This is a genomic window from Nocardia violaceofusca NBRC 14427 (genome assembly GCF_963869435.1).
In the GTDB taxonomy this organism is placed as follows: Bacteria; Actinomycetota; Actinomycetes; order Mycobacteriales; family Mycobacteriaceae; genus Nocardia; species Nocardia aobensis.
Genome location: NZ_CAWMPM010000056.1, coordinates 1 through 24,300 on the forward strand (window position 1 = coordinate 1; position 24,300 = coordinate 24,300).

Here is a 24,300-nt window from a genome sequence, read left to right on the forward strand (position 1 = left end):
ATACGCCCCTTGTGCTCGGGCCCCGTCGCCGCACCGTAGAAGTCACGACCGATCGCCGTCGGGCGATTCTCGGTGCGCACGCAGGCCGGGCAAGTGGGGACGCGTTCGTGTCGCGTGATTGAATTTATGGTGGTTGCAGATAGGTGCCGGCGAACGGCGCACGGTCTGCATGTCGTCACCGGCTGCTCGTGCCGGATCAGAGAAAGGTAACGCTGTGTCGGAGCATGACGACGGTAGGAGACCCTTCCGCCGTGGCAGTACCGGTCCGGACTCGGCCGGCTCCGGCACACCTGCCCACGACCGCGGAGAAGGAGAGCGTCGCTCCGGAGGCTTCCGGCGCGGCGACGATACGCGCCGCTCCGGTGGCTACGGCGCGCGTGACGACGACCGGCGCGGTGGTACCGGGCGCGGCGACGACCGCCGTGGGTCCGATCGCGGCACCGGCGGTTACAGCCGCGGTGGAGACGATCGCCGCGCCGGTGGCTTTCGGCGTGGCGACGATGACCGTCGCTCCAGCGGTTACGGGCGCGGTGGTGACGACCGTCGATCGGGCGGATACGAACGTGGTGGCGACAACCGTCGATCGGGCGGTTACGAACGCGGTGGCGATGACCGTCGTTCGGGTGGTTTCCGGCGCGACAGCGACGACCGTCGTTCCGGGAATTACGGCCGTGGTGGTGACGATCGCCGCTCGGGCGGTTACGGCCGCGGAGACGACGACCGTCGATCGGGCGGATACGAACGCGGTGGCGATGACCGTCGTTCGGGTGGTTTCCGGCGCGACAGCGACGACCGTCGTTCCGGGAATTACGGCCGTGGTGGTGATGACCGTCGTTCCGGCGGTTACAGCCGTGGCGGTGATGACCGCCGGCCCGGTGGCTACGGCCGTGGTGGCGATGATCGCCGTTCCGGTGGTGGCGACGACCGGCGCTCGGGCGGCTTCCGGCGTGACGAAGGAGATCGTCGCTCGGGCGGCCACGGGCGCGGCACGGATGATCGCCGTGGTGGATTCCGGCGCGACGAAGGTGGCCGGCGTCCGGGAGGCGCAGGCGGTCGTGACGATCGTCCGGGTGGTTACAGCCGGGGCGAGGGTGATCGGCGCGGCGGGTTCCGGCGTGGTGGCGCGGACTCCGAGCGTCGATTCGGGCCGGCCGACGAGGCCGACACCACCGCGCACACGGGGGAAGCGGCAGCGACCGGCGCGAACTTCGAGGACCGGGAGCCGCGGCGGCGAGGCGGCGAAGGAGCCCGTGTCGGCGGCGAGAACCGATCGGGGCGGCCCGACGAGCCCGCGTTGCCGGACGATGTGCAGGCGAGTGATCTGGACGGCGCGGTGCGCCGCGATCTGCTGAGCCTCGACAAGAACAACGCCGAGGCGGTTGCCCGGCACCTGGTGATGGCCGCTCGGCTCCTCGACGAGGACCCGGAGCAGGCACTCGAACATGCGCGCGCCGCCCGGCGCCGTGCCGGACGCATCGCGGTGGTCCGCGAAACGGCCGGTGTCACCGCCTATCACGCCGGTGAGTGGGCCGAAGCGCTGTCCGAGCTGCGCACCGCGCGCCGGATGTCCGGCGGCTCGGGTCTGCTGGCGGTCATGGCCGATTGCGAACGGGGGCTGGGACGGCCCGAACGCGCGATCGAACTCGGCCGCAGCGACGAGGCGCGTGCGCTGTCCGGGGACGAGGCGACCGAGTTGCGGATCGTCGTCGCCGGTGCGCGAATGGATTTGGGCCAATACGATCAGGCCGTGGTCACCTTGCAGACGCCGGAACTGGATCCCTCGCGGTCCGGTCCCGCCTCGGCACGGTTGTTCTACGCCTATGCGGAGGCGCTGCTCGCCGCCGGCCGGTCCGATGAGGCACTGCAGTGGTTCCTCAACGCGGCCGCGGCCGATGTCGACGGCGATACCGACGCCGAGGAGCGTGCCGACGAACTCGCGGGCGCACAGGTCGACGACGACGTGGAGTAACTAGTGGCAGCATCGCTTCGGGAGGGCTTCGAGGCTCTCCTGCTGGATCTGGACGGCACGCTGTATCGGGGTGCGGAGGTGATCGCCGGCGCACCGGCGGCCCTGGACGCCGGCGGCGGCGCGCAGAAGCTGATGTTCGTCACCAACAACGCCAGCCGGTCGGCCGGTGTGGTGGCCGCGCATCTGCGCGAATTGGGTTTCGGCGCAAGCGAATCCGATGTCGTCACCAGTGCGCAGGCGGCCGCGCACGTGCTCGCCTCCCGGCTGGCCGCCGGCTCCACCGTGCTGATCGTCGGTACCGACGACCTCGCCGCCGAGATCGAACAGGTGGGCCTGCAACCGATTCGGCGTTTCAACGGGGTGGCCCCGGCCGCCGTCGTGCAGGGACATTCGCCACAGACCGGATGGCCGGACCTCGCCGAAGCGGCCTACGCGGTACGCGCCGGGGCGCTGTGGGTGGCCGCGAACGCGGATGCCACGTTGCCGAACGAGCGCGGCCTGGCGCCGGGCAACGGTGCGATGGTCGCGGCATTGCGAGCCGCGACCGATCAGGAACCCGTGGTAGCCGGTAAGCCCTATGCGCCGCTGCTCGAGGATGCGCTGGTTCGCGCGGAAACCCGCGACGCACTCGTGGTGGGGGATCGGCTCGACACCGATATCGACGGCGCCCGGTGTGTCGGTCTGCCGTCGTTGATGGTCCTCACCGGCGTCAGCACTCTCGACGACCTGCGCGCCCGCCCTGCCGATCATCGCCCCATCTACATCTCCCGAGCCCTCGACGCACTGAATCACCCCGTGATCCGGCAGGAATCACCCGAGGGCGACGCGATCGACCACCTGGCCGGTTTGCTGGACGAAAACCCCGGTCGCGCAATCGAATTGGCGCGGTAGCGGTTCGGCTCACGGTGGGGGTGGCTGTCTACGGTAGCCACTTCGTTCGGCCCCGACGCGGCAAGAAGCCGGTGCTGGGGAACACATGGCTAGGCCTCTCGCGGCGGGGTGACGGCACCCTGCTGTGGCACGGGGGGAGACGACGTGCACGATTCGACAACTGCCCGGTTAGGTAAGCCCCCGGCGATGCCTACTGGCTGCCGTTCGGCGGTGACACCTTCGACGTCGCCCTGTGTGAGCGGGTGTTCCAGTACATCGGCGCTGCCCGATCCGGGCCCGGTTCGTCGGTCAATCGTCGCGATCTTCGGCAGCCATGGAAGCCGCCGTGCTCTCCGGAATCAGGCCCAGGCGGCGTAGTAGCGGGGTGGCGGCGGCTCCGGCGCGGCGTCGGCTGATCGCCGCGGATTCGTGTGCGGCAGTGGGGATTTTGAGCCACCAGCGTTCCAGTGGACGGTAGTCGTCGGCGGGGACCAGACGCGCTGCGAGGTCCGGTCGCTGCGCCCGCAGGTAGCGGCGGGCCCGGGCGGCGTGCATGGGGTCGGAGGCGATTTTGATGCGGTCGGCCCCTTCCAGGGCGGGAACGGTGAATTCGATGTTCTGCCAGGTGGTTTCGGCGGACGTTTCGGTGCGGATGCGCTCGGGCGGTACGCCGAGGTGGGTGCGGGTGTAGTCGGCCATGACCGCCGCTTCGACCCAGGGGCCGTGTACGGCGCCGCCGCTGAAGATCAGGAATCCCTCGCGGTCGGGCGGCAGCGAGCGGGCGCCGATGCGGCATCGCCAGCGCTGCAGCGCGCGGGTGCGGCCGTCGGCGGCGGCCGGGTAGCCCAGCACGACCACCGCGTCGGTGTCGCCGGCTCGAGCTTCGCGCTGCGGTCCGAGCAGTTGCCGGGATGCGCGCCAGTGGGCGTATTCGGCGGCGGCGACCACCGCGGTCGCCGTCCATGCCGCCGCGACTGCGACGAACCGGGCGGATCCATGTCGTCGCTTACCTCCCACGCCGCCATTGTGCCAACATCTGCCGCACACCACCGGTCCTGGGGCTTCGGCTGCGGACGCCGTGCGGTCAGCGCCGGGCCCCGATTTCGACTGTCGTGCCCTCCCCGCCGACACCGGGAGTCCGGAGCATGCATGTGACTCGGTCCGGCGACGGCTCGTCCACGAGCGCCGGTGGGCCAGGGACGCGGCCGGCACGCGGCCGCGGGGCGCCACCGTGACCTCCGTTTCACCGGTGCCGCCGCTTGCCGGGATGTCGGTGAGCTCCGGTAGCGTTGTCGGCACCATGACTACGCCCATTCCGCGTCCGCATCCGTCCGGTTCCTCCGGTCCACGTCCGGGAGTTCCGCTGCCCGGGCAGCATCTCGCGGGAGGGACGGCGGAGTTCGCCGACCCGGAGAAGGTGCGGGCCGAGGTGGCGGCGCTGCTCGCGGAGTTGCCCGGCGGCCGGCGCCAGAGCGGTGACGATGCCGACGGGGTGGACCGCGCGGGAACCGATCTCACCCGGCGGGCGCGCATTCTCGAGCAGGCACACGAGGTGCTGGTCGGCGCCCTGGCGACGGTGGACAAGATCTGAGGTGGCCAGGCGCGCGCGAGTGGACGCCGAACTGGTTCGCCGCGGATTGGCGCGATCGCGAGAACACGCGGTCGAGCTGATCGGTGCGGGACGCGTCCTGATCAACGGTGCGGTCGCGTCGAAAGCGGCGACCGCGGTCGAGCCGAATACTCCCCTGCTGGTTCGCGAGGAACCCGACGAGGTCCAGTGGGCCTCGCGGGGTGCGCACAAGGTGCTGGGCGCGCTGGAGGCGTTCGAGCCGCTCGGGGTGAGCGTCGCCGGGAAGCGCTGTCTGGACGCCGGCGCCTCGACCGGCGGATTCACCGATGTGCTGCTCGCCCGCGGCGCCCGCGAGGTGGTCGCCGTCGATGTGGGTTACGGCCAGCTCGTGTGGCGGCTGCGCAACGACGAGCGGGTCCGGGTGTTCGACCGCACCAATGTGCGCGCGCTGACGCCGGAGGCGATCGACGGTCCCGTCGAGTTGGTGGTCGCGGATCTGTCGTTCATCTCGCTCGCGCTGGTGCTGCCGGCGCTGGCCGCCTGCTGTGCACCGGGTGCGGATCTGCTGCCCATGGTGAAACCGCAGTTCGAGGTCGGTAAACAGCGAGTAGGCTCCGGCGGTGTGGTGCGTGATCCGGCTCTGCGCGCCGAGGCGGTGACCGAGGTGGCCGCCGCGGCCGCCGAACTGGGCCTGCGTACCCGCGGTGTGGTCGCCAGCCCGTTGCCCGGCCCGTCCGGCAACGTCGAATATTTCCTGTGGCTGCGCAAGGAAACCCAGGGCAGGGAAAACCAGGGCCACGACACACCGGACACCGATTCGGCCGAAACCGAATCGGAGCCCGATATCAGCGAATTGGTGCAGCGTGCGGTCGAGGAGGGGCCACAGTGAAGCGGGAGATCCTGCTCGTCGCCCATCCGGGCCGTTCCGAACTGCTCGAGACCGCGCATCGGGTCGCGAAGATCTTCGCCGATGCCGGAATCGGACTGCGGGTCCTCGAGGACGAGGCCTACAGCACCAAACTCGATTTCGACGACACCGGCGAACCCGACGGCTATCCGGTGCGGGTGATGCCGCACGGCCCCGACGCCGCGGTCGGCTGTGAGATGGTGCTCGCGCTCGGTGGGGACGGAACCTTCCTGCGCGGCGCGGAGATGGCGCATCCGGCCCGGGTGCCGGTGCTGGGAATCAATCTGGGCCGCATCGGTTTTCTCACCGAGGCCGAGGCCGAACATCTCGACGACGCGTTGGCCCAGGTGGTGCGCGGCGATTACCGCATCGAGCAGCGGATGACCGTAGATGTCAGTGTCCGCGTCGATGATGTGGTCGTGGAACGCGGATGGGCCCTCAACGAGGCCAGTATCGAGAATGCGGCCCGCATGGGCGTGCTGGAGGTCGTCCTCGAGGTCGACGGCCGCCCGGTATCGCAATTCGGTTGTGACGGTGTGCTGATCGCGACACCGACCGGCTCCACCGCCTACGCCTTCTCCGCGGGTGGTCCCGTGGTGTGGCCCGAACTCGAGGCGCTGCTGGTGATTCCCAGCAACGCGCACGCACTGTTCGCGCGGCCGCTGGTGACCAGCCCGGAGTCGCGGATCGCGGTGGAAACCGTTGCGGCAGGCCATGATGCGATCGTCTTCCTGGACGGCCGGCGTACGCTGGCATTGCCGCGGGGTGGGCGATTCGAAGCGGTGCGCGGTGCCGAACCGGTGCGCTGGGTGCGGCTGGATTCCGCCCCCTTCGCCGACCGGATGGTGCGCAAATTCCGCTTACCCGTGACAGGCTGGCGGGGCCGGCGGCCGGAACGGCCGCGCGCGACGGAGCCGGCCCGCACTCCCACCGAGCAACCCGGCTCAGGCGATAGCGAACACCGCCGAACGGAGAGCACACGTGCTGACAGAGATCAGGATTGACGGCCTCGGCGTCATATCCACCGCCACCGCGCAGTTCCACGAGGGACTGACCTGTGTGACCGGTGAGACCGGTGCCGGCAAGACCATGGTGGTCACCGGACTGCATCTGCTCGGTGGCGCCCGCGCGGACGCCGGGCGGGTGCGTCAGGGCGCGCAACGGGCCGTCGTCGAGGGCCGGTTCACCGTCGAGGATGTGCACGACAGCGCCCGCGACGAGGTCGAGAAGGTGCTGGAATCCTCCGGCGCGCAGCGCGACGACGACGACAGCGTCATCGCCGTACGCACCGTCGGCAGCGACGGGCGATCCCGGGCCCATCTCGGCGGCCGCAGTGTGCCGGCCGCGGTGCTGTCGGATTTCACGGCGCCGCTGCTGACCGTGCACGGGCAGAACGACCAGCTGCGGTTGCAGCGTCCCGATCAGCAGTTGCAGGCGCTGGACCGCTTCGCCGGCGACGCGGTGGCCGGGCTGCTGCGCAAATATCAGCTGGCTCGCCGCACCTGGCTGCAGGCGCGCGCCGAACTGCTGGAACGCACCGCGCGCAGCCGTGAACTCGCACTCGAGGCCGATCGGTTGCAGCATTCGCTGAACGAAATCGACACGGTCGCACCGGAACCCGGTGAGGACGAGCGCATCGTCGCCGAGGTGCTGCGGCTCGGCGATCTCGATTCATTGCGGGAGGCGGCCGGCGCTGCCCACGCGGCTCTGGCGGGCTCCGGCGACGGTGAGGGGGCCGGTGCGCTGGACGCGCTCGGTGGTGCGCGGGCCCGCCTGGAATCCAGTGATGATCCGGCGCTGACGGCGTTGGCACCGCGGCTGGGGGAGGCGATCGCGGTGGTGGTCGATGTGACCACCGAATTGAGTTCGTATCTGTCGGATCTGCCGTCGGATCCGGCGGCGCTGGACAGCCTGCTCACCCGTCAGGCGGAACTGAAATCGCTGACTCGCAAATACGCGCCCGATATCGACGCGGTGATCGCCTGGGCCGACGAAGCACGCACCCGCCTGGCCTCGCTCGATGTGTCGGAGGAGGCGCTGGCGGCGCTGGCCGCCGAGGTCGAGAACGCGGCCGTTCAGGTCCGGGAGACGGCGAAGAAGCTGACCGCGGCCCGGCGCAAGGCGGCCCGCAAACTCGCGACCGCGGTGAGCGCCGAATTGAGTGGCCTGGCGATGGGCCGCGCCAAACTCGAGGTGGAGGTGCGGCCGCTGGCGGCATCGGCGCAGGACAGCGCACCCATCACCGTCGAGGGGGCGGAACTGCACGCGGGCGCGTCCGGTGTGGACGAAGTGGAATTCCGGCTGTCGGCCCACTCGGGCGCGCAGTCGCTACCGTTGAGCCGCAGTGCATCCGGTGGTGAGCTCTCGCGCGTGATGCTGGCGCTGGAAGTGGTGCTCGCGGCCTCCGAATACGGCTCGACCATGGTGTTCGACGAGGTCGACGCCGGTGTCGGCGGTCGCGCCGCAGTGGAGATCGGGCGCCGGCTGGCGCGGCTGGCCCGCACCCATCAGGTCATCGTGGTGACCCATCTGCCGCAGGTGGCCGCCTTCGCCGACACTCACCTCGTGGTGGACAAGGTCGACGACGGCAAGGGCGTCAACAGTGGGGTGCGGGCGCTGACCACCGACGAGCGGGTCGTCGAACTGGCCCGCATGCTGGCCGGCCTCGACGACACCGAGACCGGCCGCGCCCATGCCGAGGAGCTGTTGGCCACCGCGCGGGCGGAGAAGGCCGACACCACCTCGGCGGCGGGCTGACCGCGCGGCTTCTACTGGGCGACGGCCTTCTTGGCGGCCTTGAGGAACGGCGCGATCAGGCCGCGCAGAAACAGTTCCGTCGCCTTGTCCGGCACGGGCAGCTTGGGCTCGGATTCCATCCGGTACGAGACCAGGGTGCCGCCCGGGGCGTCGGCGAAGGTGATGGTGCCGACGTGGCGCTTCACCGGCGCACCCGCGATGATCCGATATTCCATGCGCTCACCGGGAACCAGTTCGGTGGTCTCCTCGGTCACGCCGATGCCACCGACGCCGACCAGGTACCGCGCGCCGACGCCGGAGGCCTCGGGGGCACCGGGCTGACGCAGCGTAATGCGCACGGGCAGATAGCCGTTGAGACTGTCGCGTTCGGCGAACAGCTTGTAGACGACGTCGCGCGGTGCGGGAATGACCGTGTCGACGGTGGTGCTGGCCATGGCGTTCTCCTTCGGATGCAGTGAGCCGAAGCATATCGGTACCAGCGGTACCGCTCGGCACGCCAGTCGACGGCGGGCAGGCGCGAGTTTGCTGGCCTCATGCCAGGGGATGTGATACGACGTCGGCGCGCCTCCACCACAGGTTGAGAGTCGGCGGCCATCATCGGATGCCATGAAGATGCTGGCACTGTTGTCCCGCAACACCGAAACGCTTCCCGGCGTCACCGGGATGGCCCGGGTGGACCGCAATACCCGGCGTCTGCTCAAGCGGGCCGGCTCGGGCGATGTGGTGGTCCTCGACGAGATGGACATCGATCGCCTCACCGCTGACCGGCTCGTCGAGGCCGGCGTGGCGGCGGTGATCAATGCCTCGCCCTCGATTTCCGGCCGCTATCCGAACCTCGGCCCGGAAGTGCTGGCCGCCAACGGAATCGTGTTGCTGGATGCTGTCTCCGGCGACGTCTTCGGCAAGATCAAGGACGGCAGCAAGGTCCGCATCGACGCCGGTGTGGTGTATGCCGACAAGTTGACCAAGAAGGAACCGGAGGTTCTGGTCGAGGCCATCGAACTCACCGACCAGGTCATCACCGAGCGGATGATCGCGGCGCGCAACGGGCTGGCCGATCATCTGGAAGCCTTCGCCGGCAACACGACCGAATACATCCGGACCGAAAGCGCGATGCTGATCGACGGTCTCGGGGTTCCGGCCCTGGATCTGTCGATGCGCGGCCGCCACGTCGTGGTAGTCGCCGACGGGGTGGACAGTCGCGACGATCTCAAGGCGATCAAGCCGTTCGTCAAGGAATACGCGCCGATCCTGGTGGGCGTCGGCCGCGGCGCCGACATCCTGACCAAGGCCGGTTACCGTCCCGATCTGATCGTCGGCGACCCGGAGGAGATCACCGCGAGCGCGCTGAAATGCGGTGCCGAGCTGATCCTTCCGGCCGATACCGACGGACATGCCAAGGGGCTGGAGCGAATTCAGGACCTGGGCATCGGCGCCACCACCTTCCCGTCCTCGGGATCGGCGGCGGATCTGGCGCTGCTGCTGGCCGACCATCACGGCGCCGCGCTGATCATCACCTGCGGGGCACCGGCCTCGCTCGACGACTTCTTCGATCGCAGCCGCCGCGAATCGGCGCCCGCGATGTTCCTGACCCGGCTCAAGGCCGGTCCGAAACTGATGGACGCCAAGGCCGTGGCCACCCTCTATCGGCAGGGCAACTCCGGGTGGGCGACCGCACTGGTGGTGCTGGCGGCGCTGATCGCGCTCATCGTCGGACTGCTGGTGTCCTCGCATCTGGGCAACGATGTGCTGGATTGGCTGGATTCGGCGTGGCGGCAGTCACAGGACTGGCTCCATCGACTATCGGACCGTCGGGGGTAGAGAAAGCAGTGGGTTCCATGCGTCGGCTCGTCGTCTCCCTGACCGCGATCTTTCTGGCATTGGCGGTGGGTGCGGCGCTCGGCGCCGTCGTCCGCCACGGCGGTTCGGGTGGTGGTGACGATCTGGCCCGGCGCAACGACGCGCTCGCCGCGGCCAACGGACGACTCGAACGGCAGGTCGGTGCGGCCGACGACTTCATCGCCCGGTCGGCCGGGCGCATCCTGAACGGAACCCTCGCCGATCACACCGTGCTCGTCTTCACCACCCCGGATGCCGACGGCGGTGATGTCGACGCGGTGACGGCGGCGCTGACCACCGCCGGGGCGACCATCACCGGGCGGGTCGCGCTCACCGACGCCTTCGTCGACGCGTCGCAGGGGGACCGGTTACGGACCGCGGTGACGAATATGATCCCGGCCGGGGCCCAGTTGCAGACCGAGGCGGTGGATCAGGGCAGCCTTGCCGGTGACCTGCTCGGCCTGGCATTTCTCACCGACCCGGCCAACGGCGCCGACCGTGCCACCGCACAGGAGCGCGGACTGATCGCCGATACCTTGCGCAACGGCGGTTTCCTCGGCGCCGGCGACTTCGCGCCCGCGCAGCTGGCGGTGGTGGTGACCGGGGCGGGCGCGCGGGCCGACCACAATGGGCAGGGCTCGATCACCGCGCATTTCGCCGGGGCGCTGCGCGCACGCGGGGCGGGCCTGGTGCTGGCCGGGCGGGCCGGATCCTCGGACGGGTCGGGACCGATCGCCGAGGCGCGCCGCGACAACCGCCTCGACGCGACCGTGTCCACGGTCGACAACGTGGACCGCGAGACGGGCCGGGTCACAACGGCTCTCGGCCTCGCCGAGCAACTGGGCGGCAAAACCGGTCACTACGGCACCGGGCCGGAGGCGACGTCGCTGTCGGTGACCGCTTCGCCCGGCTGAGCACGACCGCCTTCCTCGAACCCGATCGCATGATCCGTCACGTCGGAGCGAGTGCCGGGCGATCGGTGCCGACGGGGCGCCGCGTCATGGGGTTGCTGCGGTGAATGAGACGCAAGTGACAAACCGGCACGACGACCTCCGATGTTCCCCGCGTGGCATTCGTTTCGCAACCGTTTTTCGTGTTAGCGTGGAGTTCCGTGAGTCAATCGCGGATTCCGGCGCGTTCCCCCCATCAGACGGCCACCAAACACATCTTCGTGAGTGGCGGTGTCGCCTCCTCCCTCGGTAAGGGACTGACCGCCTCCAGCCTCGGCCAGCTGCTGACCGCCCGCGGATTGCGGGTCACCATGCAGAAGCTGGACCCGTATCTGAATGTCGACCCCGGCACCATGAACCCCTTCCAGCACGGCGAGGTGTTCGTGACCGAGGACGGCGCCGAAACCGACCTCGACGTCGGCCACTACGAGCGGTTCCTCGACCGAGATCTGTCGGGGTATGCGAACGTCACCACCGGGCAGGTCTACTCGACGGTGATCGCCAAGGAGCGCCGCGGTGAGTACCTCGGCGACACCGTGCAGGTCATCCCGCACATCACCGACGAGATCAAGAACCGCATCCTCGCGATGAGCGGCCCGGATCTGCAGGGGCAGACCCCGGACGTGGTGATCACCGAGATCGGCGGCACCGTCGGCGATATCGAATCCCAGCCGTTCCTCGAGGCCGCCCGCCAGATCCGGCACGAGGTCGGCCGGGACAACTGCTTCTTCCTGCACGTGACGCTGGTGCCGTATCTGGCGCCCTCCGGCGAGCTGAAGACCAAACCCACGCAGCATTCGGTGGCGGCGCTGCGCAATATCGGTATCCAGCCCGACGCGCTGATCCTGCGCTGCGACCGGGAGGTGCCGCAGGGGCTCAAGAACAAGATCGCGCTGATGTGCGACGTCGACGTCGACGCCTGCATCTCCACGCCCGACGCGCCGTCGATCTACGACATCCCGAAGGTGCTGCACCGCGAGGGCCTCGACGCCTATGTGGTGCGCAAACTGGGACTGCCGTTCCGCGATGTCGACTGGACCGTCTGGGGTGATCTGCTCGACCGCGTGCACAACCCGCGCGAGGAGGTGACCGTCGCGCTGGTCGGCAAGTACGTCGACCTGCCGGACGCGTATCTCTCGGTGACCGAGGCGCTGCGGGCCGGTGGTTTCGCGGCCAAGGCCAAGGTGAACATCCGCTGGGTGCAGTCCGACGAATGCGAGACCCCGGAGGGCGCCCAGCATCACCTCGGCGATGTCGACGCGGTGCTGATCCCCGGCGGCTTCGGCATTCGCGGTATCGAGGGCAAGGTCGGCGCGATCCGGTTCGCGCGCACCCGCTCCATTCCGCTGCTGGGCCTGTGCCTGGGCCTGCAGTGCGTGGTGATCGAGGCCGCCCGCTCGGTGGGCCTCGAGGACGCCAACTCCGCCGAATTCGAGCCGGAGACAACACATCCGGTGATCTCCACGATGGCCGACCAGGCCCAGGCGGTCGCCGGTGAGGCCGATCTCGGCGGCACCATGCGGCTGGGCGCCTACCCGGCCGTGCTGGAGAAGGGATCGGTCGTGGCGCAGGCCTACGGCACCACCGAGGTGTCGGAGCGGCATCGGCACCGGTACGAGGTCAACAACGCCTACCGCGACAAGATCGGCCAGAGCGGACTGCGGTTCTCCGGCACCTCGCCGGACGGACATCTGGTCGAGTTCGTGGAGCTGCCGGCGAACGTGCACCCGTATTTCGTGGCCACCCAGGCGCATCCCGAGCTCAAGAGCCGGCCGACCCGGCCGCACCCGCTGTTCGCCGGACTGGTCGACGCGGCGCTGAAATACAAGGGCGCCGAACGACTCCCGGTGGAGATCTACGGCGAGGAGGCCGACGAGGCCGAGCGGGTCGCGCAGTGAGCGAACCCGGAAGCCACGACTTCCGCACCGTCGGCACCGAAACCGTGTATTCCGGGGCGATCGTCGCGCTGCGCCGGGATCAGGTCGAGATGCCCGGCGGGCGGGTCGCCGAACGCGAGGTGGTCGAGCATCACGGCGCGGTCGCGATCGTGGCCCTCGACGACGACGGCGCCGTGGTGCTGATCAACCAGTACCGGCACCCGGTCGGGCGGCGGCTGCTGGAGTTGCCCGCCGGTCTGCTCGATCAGGCCGGTGAGGATCCGCTGGCGGCCGCGCAACGCGAACTCGCCGAGGAGACCGGTCTGGCGGCACGGGAATGGTCCACGCTGGTGGATGTGGTGCTGTCGCCGGGGTTCACCGACGAGGCGCTGCGCATCTATCTCGCGACCGGGCTGTCGGACACCGATCGGCCGGACCCGGAGCACGAAGAGGCCGATTTGGCCATCGTGCGGATGCCGCTGGACGACGCGGTGAGCGCCGCGCTGTCGGGCCGGATCGAGAACGCGACCGCGGTGGCCGGCGTGCTGGCCGCCTCGGCCGCGCGGGCGAACGGCACGACGCTGCGGCCCGCCGACGTGCCGTGGCCGGGTATGCCGACGCAGTTGCTCGAGCGGAAGGCCGCCGAACGCGCACAGGCCTGAGCGGAACCGGCCGGGTGCCTCACCGCGCCCGGCCGGGCACCTCGGGCGCACGAACTGTGTTTCGTGCGAACGAATGTCGTCGGCTGCTGTCATGATGACACCGTGAATGTCGCTGTCCCCGCCGCTGCGGCGGTCGTCGCGCTGCTACCGGCCGGGTGAATCCATGGTGGAGCGGCAGATCCAGGCCTACCTCGACCATCTGACGGTCGAGCGCGGCGCGGCGAGCAATACGCTCAGTGCCTACCGCCGTGATCTGCAGCGATACCGGGAGTTTCTGCGACAGCGGGATATCGGCGATCTGGACCGGGTGACCGAGAACCAGATCGCCGATTTCGTCGTCTCGCTGCGGGCAGGTGGCGAGGGCTATCCGGCGCTGGCCGCCAGTTCGGCCGCCCGCGCTCTGGTCGCGGTGCGTGGCCTGCACCGGTTCGCGGCTGCCGAGGGATTGACCACCGGAGATGTCGCGCACGGGGTGAAGCCGCCGACACCGGCGCGGCGATTGCCGAAAGCGCTTCCGTACGAAGATATTTCCCGGCTGCTCGAAGCCGCGGGCGGCGGAGACGACGCGGGTTCCGGAGGCGGGCCGCGCGGGCTGCGGGATCGCGCCATGCTGGAGTTGCTGTACTCCACCGGCGCCCGGATCTCGGAGGTGGTCGGACTCGACGTCGACGATATCGACACCACCGGTCGCGCGGTCGTCCTGCACGGCAAGGGCGGTAAACAGCGCATGGTCCCGATCGGGCGGCCGGCGCTGGCGGCGGTCGACGCCTATCTGGTCCGCGGCCGGCCCGCGCTCGGCGCGCGCGGCAAAGGGACTCCCGCCCTGTTCCTCAACGCTCGCGGTGGCCGGCTCTCGCGGCAGAGTGCCTGGCAGGTTCTGCAGGACGCGGCCGATCGGGCCGGGATCGGTGCCGCGGTCTCGCCGCATACGCTGCGGCACTCGTTCGCCACCCATCTGCTCGACGGAGGCGCCGACGTGCGGGTCGTGCAGGAGTTGCTGGGGCACGCGTCGGTGACGACCACGCAGATCTACACCCTCGTCACGGTCACTACGCTGCACGAGGTGTGGGCCACCGCGCATCCGCGGGCGCGGTAACGCGCCGGCCGCGGCGGCGCGATATCGGGTGCGGATTGCCGCAAAGGGTTTCCCAACACCCCCTCGAGGCGACAGAATGCGGTTGGTGCCGTGAGGACACGGTGTTGTGGCACGGGCAATGACACAAGTGCGCAACGATCGGGGGCGTTCCCCAAGCGTGTCCGATCGGGGGTCTTGCGCTCGGAGGCGGTAGCGTCTATTGCGGCGGTCCGGTACATCGGCGTCCGGTGTGGCGGCCTCCCGCTGTTCCGCAGCGCGCGGCGGGGCAACGAGCAGGAAAACTGAAGGAGCAGCGGACATGACGACAGCCGGCCCGGCCGAGCCGCCGAACAGCGCTGCGGCAGAACCGCTTTCGAATATCCGAACCGGCCTCCGAATCGAACAGGCGGCCCGCAGACTCTGGGAGGCGAACGACATCGTGGCGGACGGTACCGAACTCGGCCCGACCGGACGCCCGCTGCGCGACATTCCCGAACCACCCCCGTCGTCGCGCAACGGTGACGCCCTGATCGTCGCCATGTGCAATCAGAAGGGCGGCGTAGGCAAGACCACCTCCACCATCAATCTCGGTGCGGCGCTGGCCGAATACGGCCGCCGGGTGCTGCTGGTCGACCTCGACCCGCAGGGCGCGCTGTCGGCCGGGCTGGGCGTGGCCCACCACGACCTGGACCAGACCGTGCACAATCTGCTCGTCGGCGGCCGGGCGAGCGTCGACGACGTGCTGCTCAACACCAAGGTCGACGGGATGGATCTGCTGCCGAGCAACATCGATCTCTCGGCGGCCGAAATTCAGCTGGTCAACGAGGTCGGCCGGGAACAGACCCTCGGCCGCGCGCTGGCCCCGCTGCGCGATCGCTACGACTACATCCTCATCGACTGCCAGCCGTCGCTGGGTCTGCTCACCGTCAACGCGCTGGCCTGCGCCGACGGCGTGATCATCCCGATGGAATGCGAATACTTCTCGCTGCGCGGGCTGGCGCTGCTCACCGACACCGTCGAGAAGGTGCGGGACCGGCTCAACCCGCGGCTGGCGCTGTCGGGCATCGTTGTCACCATGTTCGATGCGCGTTTGCTGCACTCCCGGCAGGTGATGGCCCGGGTGGTGGAGGTGTTCGGCGATCTGGTGTACGACACCGTGATCAACCGGACCGTCCGTTTCCCCGATGCCAGTGTCGCCGGTGAGCCGATTACCACCTGGGCGCCGAAATCCGGTGGCGCGGAAGCGTATCGGGCGATGGCACGGGAAGTCATCCACCGGTCGGGCCGGTGAGCGAGGCCGGACCACCGGCTGCCGAGGTCGTACCGGAAAACAAGCCCGACGGGTTCCACCTGCGGCTGAGCAATTTTCAGGGTCCGTTCGACCTGTTGTTGCAGCTGATCAGCCAGCGGCGGCTCGATGTGACCGAGGTGGCGCTGCACAAGGTCACCGACGAGTTCATCGCCTACACCAAAGAGCTCACCGCGAGCCTGGAGCGCGATCCGACGCTGCGGGCGGATCGGATTCTCGATCAGACCACCGAATTCCTGGTGGTCGCCGCGACCCTGCTCGATCTGAAGGCCGCCCGGTTGCTGCCGTCCGGTGAGGTGACCGACGCCGACGACCTGGAACTGCTGGAAGCGCGCGATCTGCTGTTCGCGCGGCTGCTGCAGTACCGGGCGTTCAAACAGGTCGCCGAACTGCTCGGTGAACTCGAGGCCGCCGCGTTGCGCCGGTACCCGCGGGCGGTGTCGCTGGAGGAACGTTTCCTGGACCTGCTGCCGGAGGTGAGCCTCGGCGTCGACGCGGCGGGTTTCGCCGATATCGCCGCGGCCGCCTTCCGGCCTCGGCCGCGGCCGACGGTCGGGCTGGACCACCTGCACGCTCATTCCATCTCCGTCGCCGAACAGGCCGCGCTGGTTCTGGAGATGCTGAAGAAGCGCGGGGTGGGGGAGTGGTCGACGTTCCACGACCTGTGCGCCGACTGCGAGATGCCGATCCAGATCGTCGCGCGCTTTCTCGCGCTGCTCGAGCTCTACCGCGGCAAGACGATCGAATTCGACCAACCCGACCCGCTCGGCCCGCTGGCGGTGCGCTGGATCGGCGACGAGGCCGAGGGCGCGCCCGCCGAGCCCGTGACAATCGATGAGGACTACGGATGACGTCGCACGGTGAGCAGCGCAATGATCACACGGAGGCCGAAGGCCGCGAGACCGTCGTGGGGGCCGCGGGTGCGCCGGAGGAGGTCCGAGCCGAGGCCGCCGTCACCGAGGCAGACGACGCCGTGACCGATACCGGCGTCGCGCCTGCCGGGGCCGATTCCGAGGAGGTCGCGCCGGCAGGAGACGATGCGGTGGTGGTCGCATCTGCCGATGACGATGCTGCTCAGGACGCGGCTGTCGGACCCGGCGCCGGCGAGCGGGTGGCCGCCGGCGTCGATGGTGCGCCGGAGATCGTCGTCCGCTCCGGTGCTGCGCAGAACGGCGTCGCCGGGGCTGTGCGGACTCGACCGCCCGGTGGTGACGCTGAGCCTCCCGGCACGGCGCGAACTGCGTCGGCGGATGATGCGGACGACGAGGAGGTTGCCCGTCCGCTCGACGATCAGGAACTGCGGTCGGCGCTCGAGGCGATGCTGCTGGTGGTGGATGCGCCGGCGCCGGTGGAACTGCTCGCGGCCGCGGTCGACGACGCACCCGCGCGGGTCGAGCGGGTGTTGCGGGAGATGTCGGCGGAATGGACTGCGCGAGGTAGCGGAATCGACCTGCGCTACGTGGGCGACGGGTGGCGTCTGTACACCCGGACCGAGTACGCGCCGTATGTCGAACGTATGCTGTTGGACGGGGCGCGGTCGAAGCTCACCAGGGCCGCTTTGGAAACGTTGGCGGTTATCGCCTATCGTCAACCGGTTACGCGAGCACGAGTGAGTGCCGTGCGCGGGGTGAACGTCGACGGCGTGATCCGCACCCTGGTGGCGCGGGGACTGATCGCCGAGGCGGGCGCCGACGTCGACACCAACGGCACCCTCTACGTCACCACCGAACTGTTCCTGGAACGGATCGGGCTCGCGTCGCTGGCCGAACTCCCGTCGCTGGCGCCCCTGCTACCGGGCGTCGACCTGATCGACGAGATCAACGAGAGCCTGGATACCGACCCCCGGTACACCAAGCTGAAAAAACCCGCCGAATCGGATATCGATCTCGGCACCGAGGATTGACCGGATCCGCAGCGGATCCTGTCGACTGATCAGAGGACCACGTGAATACACCCGCTCGCCGAGATGGCACACCGGACCGCAGGAAAAGACAGAGCGACCCGCCCCGCGGCGGCGGACGCCCGGCACGAGGGGCGGCCGGCCGCTCCGACGACGGACGCGGAGGATCACGCGGCGACCGCTACGGACGTCGGGAGGACAGCTCCGGCCGCGGCGGCGACACTCGCGGAGCACGCTCCGGCCGAGGGGACGAGCGCTACGGCCGCGGGGGCGACAGCGGCTACAGCCGGGGTGGCGACCGCCCGGGCCGAGGGGACGACCGTTACGGCCGTGGGAGTGACAGCTACGGGCGTGGTGGTGATCGCTCCGGTCGCGGGGACGACCGTTATGGCCGTGGAGGGGACAGCTACGGACGTGGTGGTGACCGCTCAGGCCGCGGAGACGACCGCTACAACCGTGGAGGGGACAGCTACGGACGTGGTGGTGACCGCCCAGGCCGAGGAGATGACCGTTACGGCCGCGGGGGCGACAGCGGCTACAGCCGTGGTGGTGACCGCCCGGGCCGAGGGGACGATCGGTACGGCCGTGGGGGCGACAGTTACGGACGTGGTGGCGACCGCTCCGGCCGAGGGGACGATCGCTACAACCGTGGCGGCGAGAGCTACGGCCGCAGCGGCGACAGCGCCGGACGTGGTTCACGGCCCGAAGGTGGCCACGGCCGAGGCGATCGGGTCGCTCGCGGCCAGGCGGCCGGTGACTCGCGCTACGGCCGCGGCGATGCCCGTCCGTCGCGCGGCGATTCGCCCGCCGGATCGCGGGACCGCGGCGCCGCCGCCGGTCGCTCTCGCGCGGCCGCCCCGAAGCCGAAGAAGCGCAAGACACCGCCGACCGTGCTGAGCTTCGCCAAACCCGCCCGCCACCAGCATGTCGAGGTTGCGGAATCCGGTCCGAAGAAGTTGCCGTGGGGTGAGGGGGAGCGCCTGCAGAAGGTGCTCGCCAAGGCGGGTGTGGCCTCGCGCCGCGCGGCCGAAGAGCTCATCGAACAGGGCCGCGTCGAGGTCGACGGTGCGGTCGTGCGCGAACAGGGCCTGCGCATCGATCCCGATACCGCCGTGGTGCGGGTCGACGGGGTGCGCGTCGTGGTTCGCGACGAGCAGGTCTATCTGGCGCTGAACAAGCCCAAGGGCTTCCAGTCGACGATGTCGGACGAAATGGGCCGCCCCTGTGTCGGCGATATCGTCGCCGAGCGGGTGATGGCAGGTCAGCGGCTGTTCCACGTCGGCCGCCTCGACGCCGATACCGAGGGTCTGCTGCTGCTCACCAACGACGGCGACCTCGCGCATCGGCTGATGCACCCGTCGTTCCAGGTGTCGAAGACCTATCTCGCGACGGTGCAGGGTGAAATGCAGCGTGGCATCGGCAAGCAACTGCGCGAGGGCGTCGAACTCGAGGACGGTCCGGCGAAGGTCGACAAATTCCAGGTGCTCGAGGTCGCCGAGGGTAAGACGCTGGTCCGTGTGATCCTGCACGAGGGCCGCAAGCACATCGTGCGGCGCCTGCTCGCGGAGGTCGGGTATCCGGTGATCGCGCTGGTTCGCACGCATATCGGGCCGGTCGCGCTGGGTGATCAACGGTCGGGCACCCTGCGAGTGCTGGGCCGCGACGAAATCGGGAAGTTGTACGAGGCGGTGGAGTTGTGAGTGGTGTGGACATGCTGGACGATCGGATCCGAGGAGGCCGTGACGTGGTGGAATCCGGCATCGGCGACGGCATCCCCGGCGCGGAACTCGTCGTCGCCATGGACGGGCCTTCGGGCACCGGCAAGTCGAGTGTGTCGCGCCGGCTCGCGGCGCGGCTCGACGCACGCTATCTCGACACCGGCGCGATGTACCGCGTCGCGACGCTGCGGGTGCTGCGCAGCGGTGTCGAGCTGACCGATCCGGCCGAGATCGCGGCCGCGGTCAAGGATCTGCCGCTCACCATCGGCACCGATCCCGGCCACGAGCTGATCGAACTCGACGGTGAGGACGTCTCGTCCGAGATTCGCGGCGACGCGGTGACCAAGGCGGTCTCCGCCGTCTCCGCCGTGGCCGAGGTGCGGACGCAACTCGTCGCGCTGCAGCGCGAGATCGCGGCCGCGGCCGGGCGCATCGTGGTCGAAGGCCGCGATATCGGCACGGTCGTGCTGCCCGACGCCGATGCCAAGATCTATCTGACCGCATCGGCGCAGGCCCGCGCGGCGCGGCGCAATCAGCAGAACATCGCCGAGGGGCGCGGCGACGATTACGAGGCGGTGCTGGCCGATGTGCAGCGCCGCGACAATCTGGATTCCACCCGCGCGGTCTCGCCGCTGCGCCCGGCCGCGGACGCGGTGCAGGTCGACACCAGCGAGCTGAGCATGGACCAGGTCATCGACGAGCTGTACCGGGTTGTGGCGCAGCAGATTACGGTGGGAGAGCGTAGATGAGCCCGAGTGTGACACCGAGTTCGAACTCCGACACCCTCGCCGGCGACGGTATCTGGACCGACGAAACCGAATGGGAGATCGCCGATTTCGAGGGCGACGCGGAGGCGCACGAGCATGTGCCGATGCCCACCGTGGCCGTCGTCGGCCGACCGAACGTCGGCAAATCGACGCTGGTGAACCGGATCCTGGGCCGCCGCGAGGCCGTCGTGGAGGATATCCCGGGCGTCACCCGTGACCGGGTGTCGTACGAGGCGAGCTGGGCCGGACGCCGATTTCTGGTGCAGGACACCGGCGGCTGGGAGCCCGACGCCAAGGGGCTGCAGCAGGCGGTGGCCCGGCAGGCCGAACTGGCGATGCAGACCGCCGATGCGATTCTGCTGGTCGTGGACGCCACCGTCGGTGCGACCGCGACCGACGAAGCGGCGGTGAAGGCGTTGCGGCGCTCCAAGACTCCGGTGATCCTGGTCGCCAACAAGGTCGACGGCGAGAAGGCCGAGGCCGATGCGGCCGTGCTGTGGTCGCTCGGGCTGGGGGAGCCGCGGATGGTGTCGGCGGCGCACGGTCGCGGTACCGGCGATCTGCTCGACGATGTACTGGCGGTGCTGCCGGAGACTCCGCGCGAGGGTTCCGGGGGAGGGGGCCCGCGGCGTGTGGCGCTGGTCGGCAAGCCGAATGTCGGCAAGTCCAGCCTGCTGAACAAGCTGTCCGGTGACGAGCGCTCGGTGGTGCACGATGTCGCCGGAACGACGGTCGATCCGGTCGACTCGCTGGTCGAATTGGGCGGCAAGCCATGGCGTTTCGTCGACACGGCGGGTCTGCGCCGCAAGGTCGGCACCGCCGACGGAACCGAGTTCTACGCCTCGTTGCGCACCAAGGCCGCCATCGAGGCCGCCGAGGTCGCGATCATGCTGATCGATGCCTCCGAACCGATCACCGAGCAGGACCTGCGGGTGATCGGCATGGTCGCCGATGCCGGTCGCGCGCTGGTGCTCGCGTTCAACAAGTGGGATCTGGTCGACGAGGATCGCCGCTACCAGCTCGAGCGTGAGGTCGAGCGCGAATTGGTGCGGGTGCCGTGGGCGCAGCGGGTGAACATCTCCGCCCACACCGGCCGCGCGGTCCAAAAGCTCGTTCCGGCAATGGAAACCGCACTCGAGTCCTGGGACAAGCGGATTCCTACGGGCCGGCTCAACACCTGGCTCAAGGAGGTCATCGCGGCGACGCCGCCGCCGATGCGGGGCGGGCGCTTGCCGCGCGTGCTCTTCGCGACCCAGGCGACCACCCGGCCGCCGACGTTCGTGCTGTTCACCACCGGCTTCCTGGAGGCCGGCTACCGCCGTTTCCTGGAGCGCCGCCTGCGTGAGGAATTCGGTTTCGACGGTTCCCCGGTGCGCATCTCGGTGCGTGTGCGGGAGAAGCGGGATCGTTCGAAGAAGTAGTGGAAGTGCCGGTGCGGGCGGGTTTATCGTCCGCACCGGCCGTTCTGCCGGTCGCGTCGATGGAAGTTCAGCGGGCCGATCGGATGGCTTCATTGCCTCACGGGCATATGCGCATTGAAACATGTATGTGCGGAATGTTCGGGAAAGCCCGGCTCTGCCACGACGGCGACTTTCACAAGAAAGGCATCGACCGGGTCGGCCCATCGCATCGCGGGGTACCTGCCGGTGAGGTGCGGCGAGGTGTGTTCTGGGTGGGTGGACTCGGGGACGCGGGCCGGCGCTTTCGAATGCGCCCGTTTCGGTCACGATGTGAACCGCATCACGCTACGGTGAAACCGCTTGGCCCACAATCGAAGAGGTTTGCCATGTGGAGCATCGCCGTCCTGTCGGTCATCGCCGCCGCACTCATCGCCGCCGGATTTTCCGCCGGGTTCCCGGACAAGTAGTCGGCGGGGTCATGCGGGTTCGCGTCGGTCGCTGAGCATTTCGGACTCGGAACCGGGAGTGGGCCTCCACCCCTGTATCGCCGTGCGGGTGCGGAAAGGGTGGGGCCAATGACGCCGACGACCCGATGCTGTGTGGCCGTCTTTCGGGGGCTCGAATTGCCCTACGGCGCAGGGGGATACGTCGATCCTGTCACGGATGATCACGCAGGGTCCTCCGCGTCGAGCCGGTCGGCGACGAGCCGGATAGCGCGGGCGAGATCACGTCCGCGCGGCGTGCTTTCCGCGTCGATCAGCTGGTGCGCCGCCAATCCGGTGAGCAGCACCTGATACAGCGCGCCGACCGCTTCGGCATCGGTGGCCGGAGGTGTGGCGCGCGAGGCTTCCTCGGTGGGTTCGTCGAGTCCCTCGATCAGTCGTGCGAGGCCCGAGCGTGCCTCCCCGAGGTTCTCGGCGAGCCGGTCCCGGATCTCCGGGTGGGCCAAGGCGTCGAAGGTGGCCGACCAGAGGCCGCGGTGGGTAGCGAGGCTGTCGATCACTGCGTCCCACCGAGCCTCGAATCGCCCGGCCGAGAGCGATGTGGCCGGTGGTGAATCCGCCACGGCGTCGGCCAATTCCGTTCCCCAGTCGCGGGTGGCCTGGGCCAGCGCCTCGCCGAGCAACGCCTCCTTGGATCCGAAGTGGTAGCCGATCGCGGCCATGCTCACCCCGGCTGCCGTGGCGATATCGCGCACCGTCGTCCGGTCGTATCCCTTGTCGAAGAGGCATTGCCGGGCTCCGGCCAGCAGATCCTCGCGATTTCCCATGTCCGACAGAGTAGCGCATTAGCCTTAGACAAATGTCTTGCGCGTTTGCGCAAATTCGCTGTACGGTTTCGCCATGCACCAGACGAGCAACACCACAGTCCTGATCAGCGGCGCGAGCATCGCGGGCCCGGCCCTCGCGTTCTGGCTGGCCCGGTACGGTTTCGAGCCGACGATCGTGGAGAAGGCTCCGGCGTTGCCGGCCGGCGGTCAGGCCATCGACGTGCTGGGCACGGCCACCGAGGTGGTTCGCCGGATGGGTCTGCTGGACCGGGTGCACGAACGCAGCACCGGCAAGCGCGGTACGTCCTACGTCGACGCGGGTGGGCGGGTGCGCGCGAGCATCGACAGCGAGACCTTCAACGGCGTCGGCGCGGACGGTGATACCGAGATCCAGCGCGGCGACCTGGCGGAGGTGCTGTACGAGGCGACGTGCGACGACGTCGAGTATCTGTTCGGCGATTCGATCGCCGCGCTCACGCAGGACGAGGGCGGTGTGCACGTGATCTTCGAGAACGCGGCACCGCGCACGTTCGACCTGGTGATCGGCGCCGACGGCGTGCATTCGAACACTCGCACGCTGGTGTTCGGGCCGGAGTCGCAGTTCCTGCGTCACATGGGTTACTACATCTCGATCTACACGATCCCCAATGTGCTCGAGCTGGACCATTGGGAGCTCGACTACAACTCGCCCGGCAAGATCGCCGGTAGCTACAGCGCGCGATCGAACATCGAGGCGAAGGCGATCTTCGCGTGGGCCTCGGACCGGCTCGACTACGACTACCGCGACACTGCGCGTCAGCGCGAGATTCTCTCCGAAACCTTCGCCGGTGAGGGGTGGGCGGTGCCGATGCTGCTCGAGCATCTGCCCGCGGCGCCGGACTTCTACTTCGATGCGATGGCTCAGATCCGGATGCAGACGTGGTCGTCGGGCCGGATCGCCCTGGTGGGCGACGCGGGTTACTGCGCGTCGCCGCTGTCGGGGCAGGGGGCGGATCTGTCGCTGGTCGGCGCCTATGTGCTGGCCGCCGAACTGGCCGCGGCTCGGGATGATCATCGGGCGGCGTTCGCGCGCTATGAGGAACGGATGCGACCGATGGTCGACGCCTGTCAGAAGTTCGCCGAGGGTGTCGGCGCGTGGTACGCGCCCAGCAGCAAGGCGATGATCGGGTTCCGCAACCTCAACGTGCGGATGCTGCGTTACCTGCCGTGGCGCGGACTGATCGGCGGGGCGCCGCAGAAGGTCGCGCGCACCATCTCGCTGGACGATCCGGAAGCGCGGACGCCGGACGTCTCCGTCGCGTGACCGTCATGTCTGTTATGCGAAACCGATCGGTCGGAAATAAACATCACATTTCAGTAACGGTGCCTAACGGGGGGTCGATACGGGCGTGACACGCGCAGTGCGGCGGGCCCCGGCGAGACAGGGGGTCGGGGCGGCGGCACTGGGCACCGTCGCGGCC

20 protein-coding genes and 1 pseudogene are annotated in these 24,300 nt (G+C 69.3%); 18 read left to right on the forward strand and 3 right to left on the reverse strand.

The window, feature by feature from the left end; genetic code table 11:
- Positions 1-847: 847 nt before the first annotated feature.
- A pseudogene (locus tag AC5592_RS33610) lies at positions 848-1,969 on the forward strand (hypothetical protein); the annotation flags it as partial.
- Positions 1,970-1,972: 3 nt separating this feature from the next.
- Positions 1,973-2,860 carry an HAD-IIA family hydrolase gene (locus AC5592_RS33615; protein ID WP_063066518.1) on the forward strand — a complete coding sequence of 296 codons (888 nt, stop codon included), beginning with the start codon at positions 1,973-1,975 and terminating at the stop codon, positions 2,858-2,860.
- Between the two features lie 288 nt (positions 2,861-3,148).
- Here AC5592_RS33615 and AC5592_RS33620 read toward each other — a convergent pair whose 3' ends face one another.
- Positions 3,149-3,856, reverse strand: a complete 708-nt coding sequence (locus AC5592_RS33620) for a YdcF family protein (RefSeq protein ID WP_198164015.1) — start codon at positions 3,854-3,856, stop codon at positions 3,149-3,151.
- A 283-nt stretch (positions 3,857-4,139) separates the two neighbouring features.
- On the opposite strand from AC5592_RS33620, the gene AC5592_RS33625 reads away from it, so the two are divergent.
- Genes AC5592_RS33625 through recN form a run of 4 tightly spaced genes read left to right on the forward strand, consistent with a single transcriptional unit; the run spans position 4,140 to position 8,073 of the window.
- A complete protein-coding gene (locus AC5592_RS33625) occupies positions 4,140-4,430 on the forward strand; it encodes a hypothetical protein (RefSeq protein ID WP_036500777.1) in 291 nt (96 codons plus the stop codon).
- 1 nt (position 4,431) lies between these two features.
- Positions 4,432-5,298 (forward strand): TlyA family RNA methyltransferase, encoded by an 867-nt coding sequence (locus AC5592_RS33630; protein ID WP_036500780.1) that lies wholly within the window; start codon positions 4,432-4,434, stop codon positions 5,296-5,298.
- Complete coding sequence (locus tag AC5592_RS33635) at positions 5,295-6,320, forward strand: NAD kinase (protein ID WP_036500784.1); 1,026 nt, start codon at positions 5,295-5,297, stop codon at positions 6,318-6,320. Before AC5592_RS33630 ends, AC5592_RS33635 begins: the two co-directional genes overlap by 4 nt.
- Positions 6,298-8,073 (forward strand): DNA repair protein RecN, encoded by a 1,776-nt coding sequence (gene recN, locus AC5592_RS33640; protein WP_063066519.1) that lies wholly within the window; start codon positions 6,298-6,300, stop codon positions 8,071-8,073. The genes AC5592_RS33635 and recN overlap by 23 nt, the downstream gene beginning before the upstream one ends.
- 11 nt (positions 8,074-8,084) lie before the next feature.
- Here recN and AC5592_RS33645 read toward each other — a convergent pair whose 3' ends face one another.
- Complete coding sequence (locus AC5592_RS33645; RefSeq protein WP_036500794.1) at positions 8,085-8,507, reverse strand: SRPBCC family protein; 423 nt, start codon at positions 8,505-8,507, stop codon at positions 8,085-8,087.
- A 172-nt stretch (positions 8,508-8,679) separates the two neighbouring features.
- Here AC5592_RS33645 and steA point away from each other — a divergent pair, with 172 nt between their 5' ends.
- From steA to der, 11 genes are all read left to right on the forward strand, one after another.
- The gene (gene steA / locus AC5592_RS33650; RefSeq protein WP_036500795.1) at positions 8,680-9,894 is read left to right on the forward strand and encodes a putative cytokinetic ring protein SteA; all 1,215 of its coding nucleotides are present in this window, start codon (positions 8,680-8,682) and stop codon (positions 9,892-9,894) included.
- A 17-nt stretch (positions 9,895-9,911) separates the two neighbouring features.
- Positions 9,912-10,826, forward strand: a complete 915-nt coding sequence (locus AC5592_RS33655) for a copper transporter (RefSeq protein WP_371507565.1) — start codon at positions 9,912-9,914, stop codon at positions 10,824-10,826.
- Between the two features lie 197 nt (positions 10,827-11,023).
- Positions 11,024-12,760, forward strand: coding sequence for a CTP synthase (gene pyrG / locus AC5592_RS33660; protein WP_036500796.1), 1,737 nt, complete (start codon positions 11,024-11,026; stop codon positions 12,758-12,760).
- Complete coding sequence (locus tag AC5592_RS33665) at positions 12,757-13,401, forward strand: NUDIX domain-containing protein (protein WP_063066520.1); 645 nt, start codon at positions 12,757-12,759, stop codon at positions 13,399-13,401. The genes pyrG and AC5592_RS33665 overlap by 4 nt, the downstream gene beginning before the upstream one ends.
- 163 nt (positions 13,402-13,564) lie before the next feature.
- Complete coding sequence (xerD, locus tag AC5592_RS33670) at positions 13,565-14,497, forward strand: site-specific tyrosine recombinase XerD (RefSeq protein WP_063066528.1); 933 nt, start codon at positions 13,565-13,567, stop codon at positions 14,495-14,497.
- 298 nt (positions 14,498-14,795) lie between these two features.
- Entirely contained in the window at positions 14,796-15,767 is a 972-nt protein-coding gene (locus AC5592_RS33675) for a ParA family protein (protein ID WP_083870734.1), read from the forward strand.
- Entirely contained in the window at positions 15,764-16,636 is an 873-nt protein-coding gene (locus tag AC5592_RS33680) for a segregation and condensation protein A (RefSeq protein WP_063066521.1), read from the forward strand. The genes AC5592_RS33675 and AC5592_RS33680 overlap by 4 nt, the downstream gene beginning before the upstream one ends.
- A 335-nt stretch (positions 16,637-16,971) precedes the next feature.
- Positions 16,972-17,688: an SMC-Scp complex subunit ScpB gene (gene scpB / locus AC5592_RS33685; protein ID WP_063066529.1), complete on the forward strand. Its 717-nt coding sequence runs from the start codon at positions 16,972-16,974 to the stop codon at positions 17,686-17,688.
- Positions 17,689-18,575: 887 nt separating this feature from the next.
- Complete coding sequence (locus tag AC5592_RS33690; protein ID WP_371507566.1) at positions 18,576-19,385, forward strand: pseudouridine synthase; 810 nt, start codon at positions 18,576-18,578, stop codon at positions 19,383-19,385.
- A 98-nt stretch (positions 19,386-19,483) separates the two neighbouring features.
- Positions 19,484-20,152 carry a (d)CMP kinase gene (gene cmk / locus AC5592_RS33695; protein WP_036500836.1) on the forward strand — a complete coding sequence of 223 codons (669 nt, stop codon included), beginning with the start codon at positions 19,484-19,486 and terminating at the stop codon, positions 20,150-20,152.
- Entirely contained in the window at positions 20,149-21,591 is a 1,443-nt protein-coding gene (der, locus tag AC5592_RS33700) for a ribosome biogenesis GTPase Der (protein ID WP_051024543.1), read from the forward strand. The genes cmk and der overlap by 4 nt, the downstream gene beginning before the upstream one ends.
- A 646-nt stretch (positions 21,592-22,237) precedes the next feature.
- Here the strand turns inward: der and AC5592_RS33705 are convergent.
- Complete coding sequence (locus AC5592_RS33705) at positions 22,238-22,840, reverse strand: TetR/AcrR family transcriptional regulator (RefSeq protein ID WP_063066523.1); 603 nt, start codon at positions 22,838-22,840, stop codon at positions 22,238-22,240.
- A gap of 73 nt (positions 22,841-22,913) precedes the next feature.
- Here AC5592_RS33705 and AC5592_RS33710 point away from each other — a divergent pair, with 73 nt between their 5' ends.
- Entirely contained in the window at positions 22,914-24,143 is a 1,230-nt protein-coding gene (locus AC5592_RS33710; protein WP_063066524.1) for an FAD-dependent monooxygenase, read from the forward strand.
- The last annotated feature ends 157 nt before the right edge of the window (positions 24,144-24,300 follow it).

What these genes read in the sequence shown, in the direction of transcription:
- AC5592_RS33625 (WP_036500777.1), top strand. Translation starts at nt 4,140, where the DNA reads ATGACTACGCCCATTCCGCGTCCGCATCCGTCCGGTTCCTCCGGTCCA.
- AC5592_RS33645 (WP_036500794.1), bottom strand. Translation starts at nt 8,507, where the DNA reads ATGGCCAGCACCACCGTCGACACGGTCATTCCCGCACCGCGCGACGTC.
- steA (WP_036500795.1), top strand. Translation starts at nt 8,680, where the DNA reads ATGAAGATGCTGGCACTGTTGTCCCGCAACACCGAAACGCTTCCCGGC.
- AC5592_RS33655 (WP_371507565.1), top strand. Translation starts at nt 9,912, where the DNA reads ATGCGTCGGCTCGTCGTCTCCCTGACCGCGATCTTTCTGGCATTGGCG.
- xerD (WP_063066528.1), top strand. Translation starts at nt 13,565, where the DNA reads ATGGTGGAGCGGCAGATCCAGGCCTACCTCGACCATCTGACGGTCGAG.
- AC5592_RS33675 (WP_083870734.1), top strand. Translation starts at nt 14,796, where the DNA reads ATGACGACAGCCGGCCCGGCCGAGCCGCCGAACAGCGCTGCGGCAGAA.
- cmk (WP_036500836.1), top strand. Translation starts at nt 19,484, where the DNA reads ATGGACGGGCCTTCGGGCACCGGCAAGTCGAGTGTGTCGCGCCGGCTC.
- der (WP_051024543.1), top strand. Translation starts at nt 20,149, where the DNA reads ATGAGCCCGAGTGTGACACCGAGTTCGAACTCCGACACCCTCGCCGGC.
- AC5592_RS33705 (WP_063066523.1), bottom strand. Translation starts at nt 22,840, where the DNA reads ATGGGAAATCGCGAGGATCTGCTGGCCGGAGCCCGGCAATGCCTCTTC.
- AC5592_RS33710 (WP_063066524.1), top strand. Translation starts at nt 22,914, where the DNA reads ATGCACCAGACGAGCAACACCACAGTCCTGATCAGCGGCGCGAGCATC.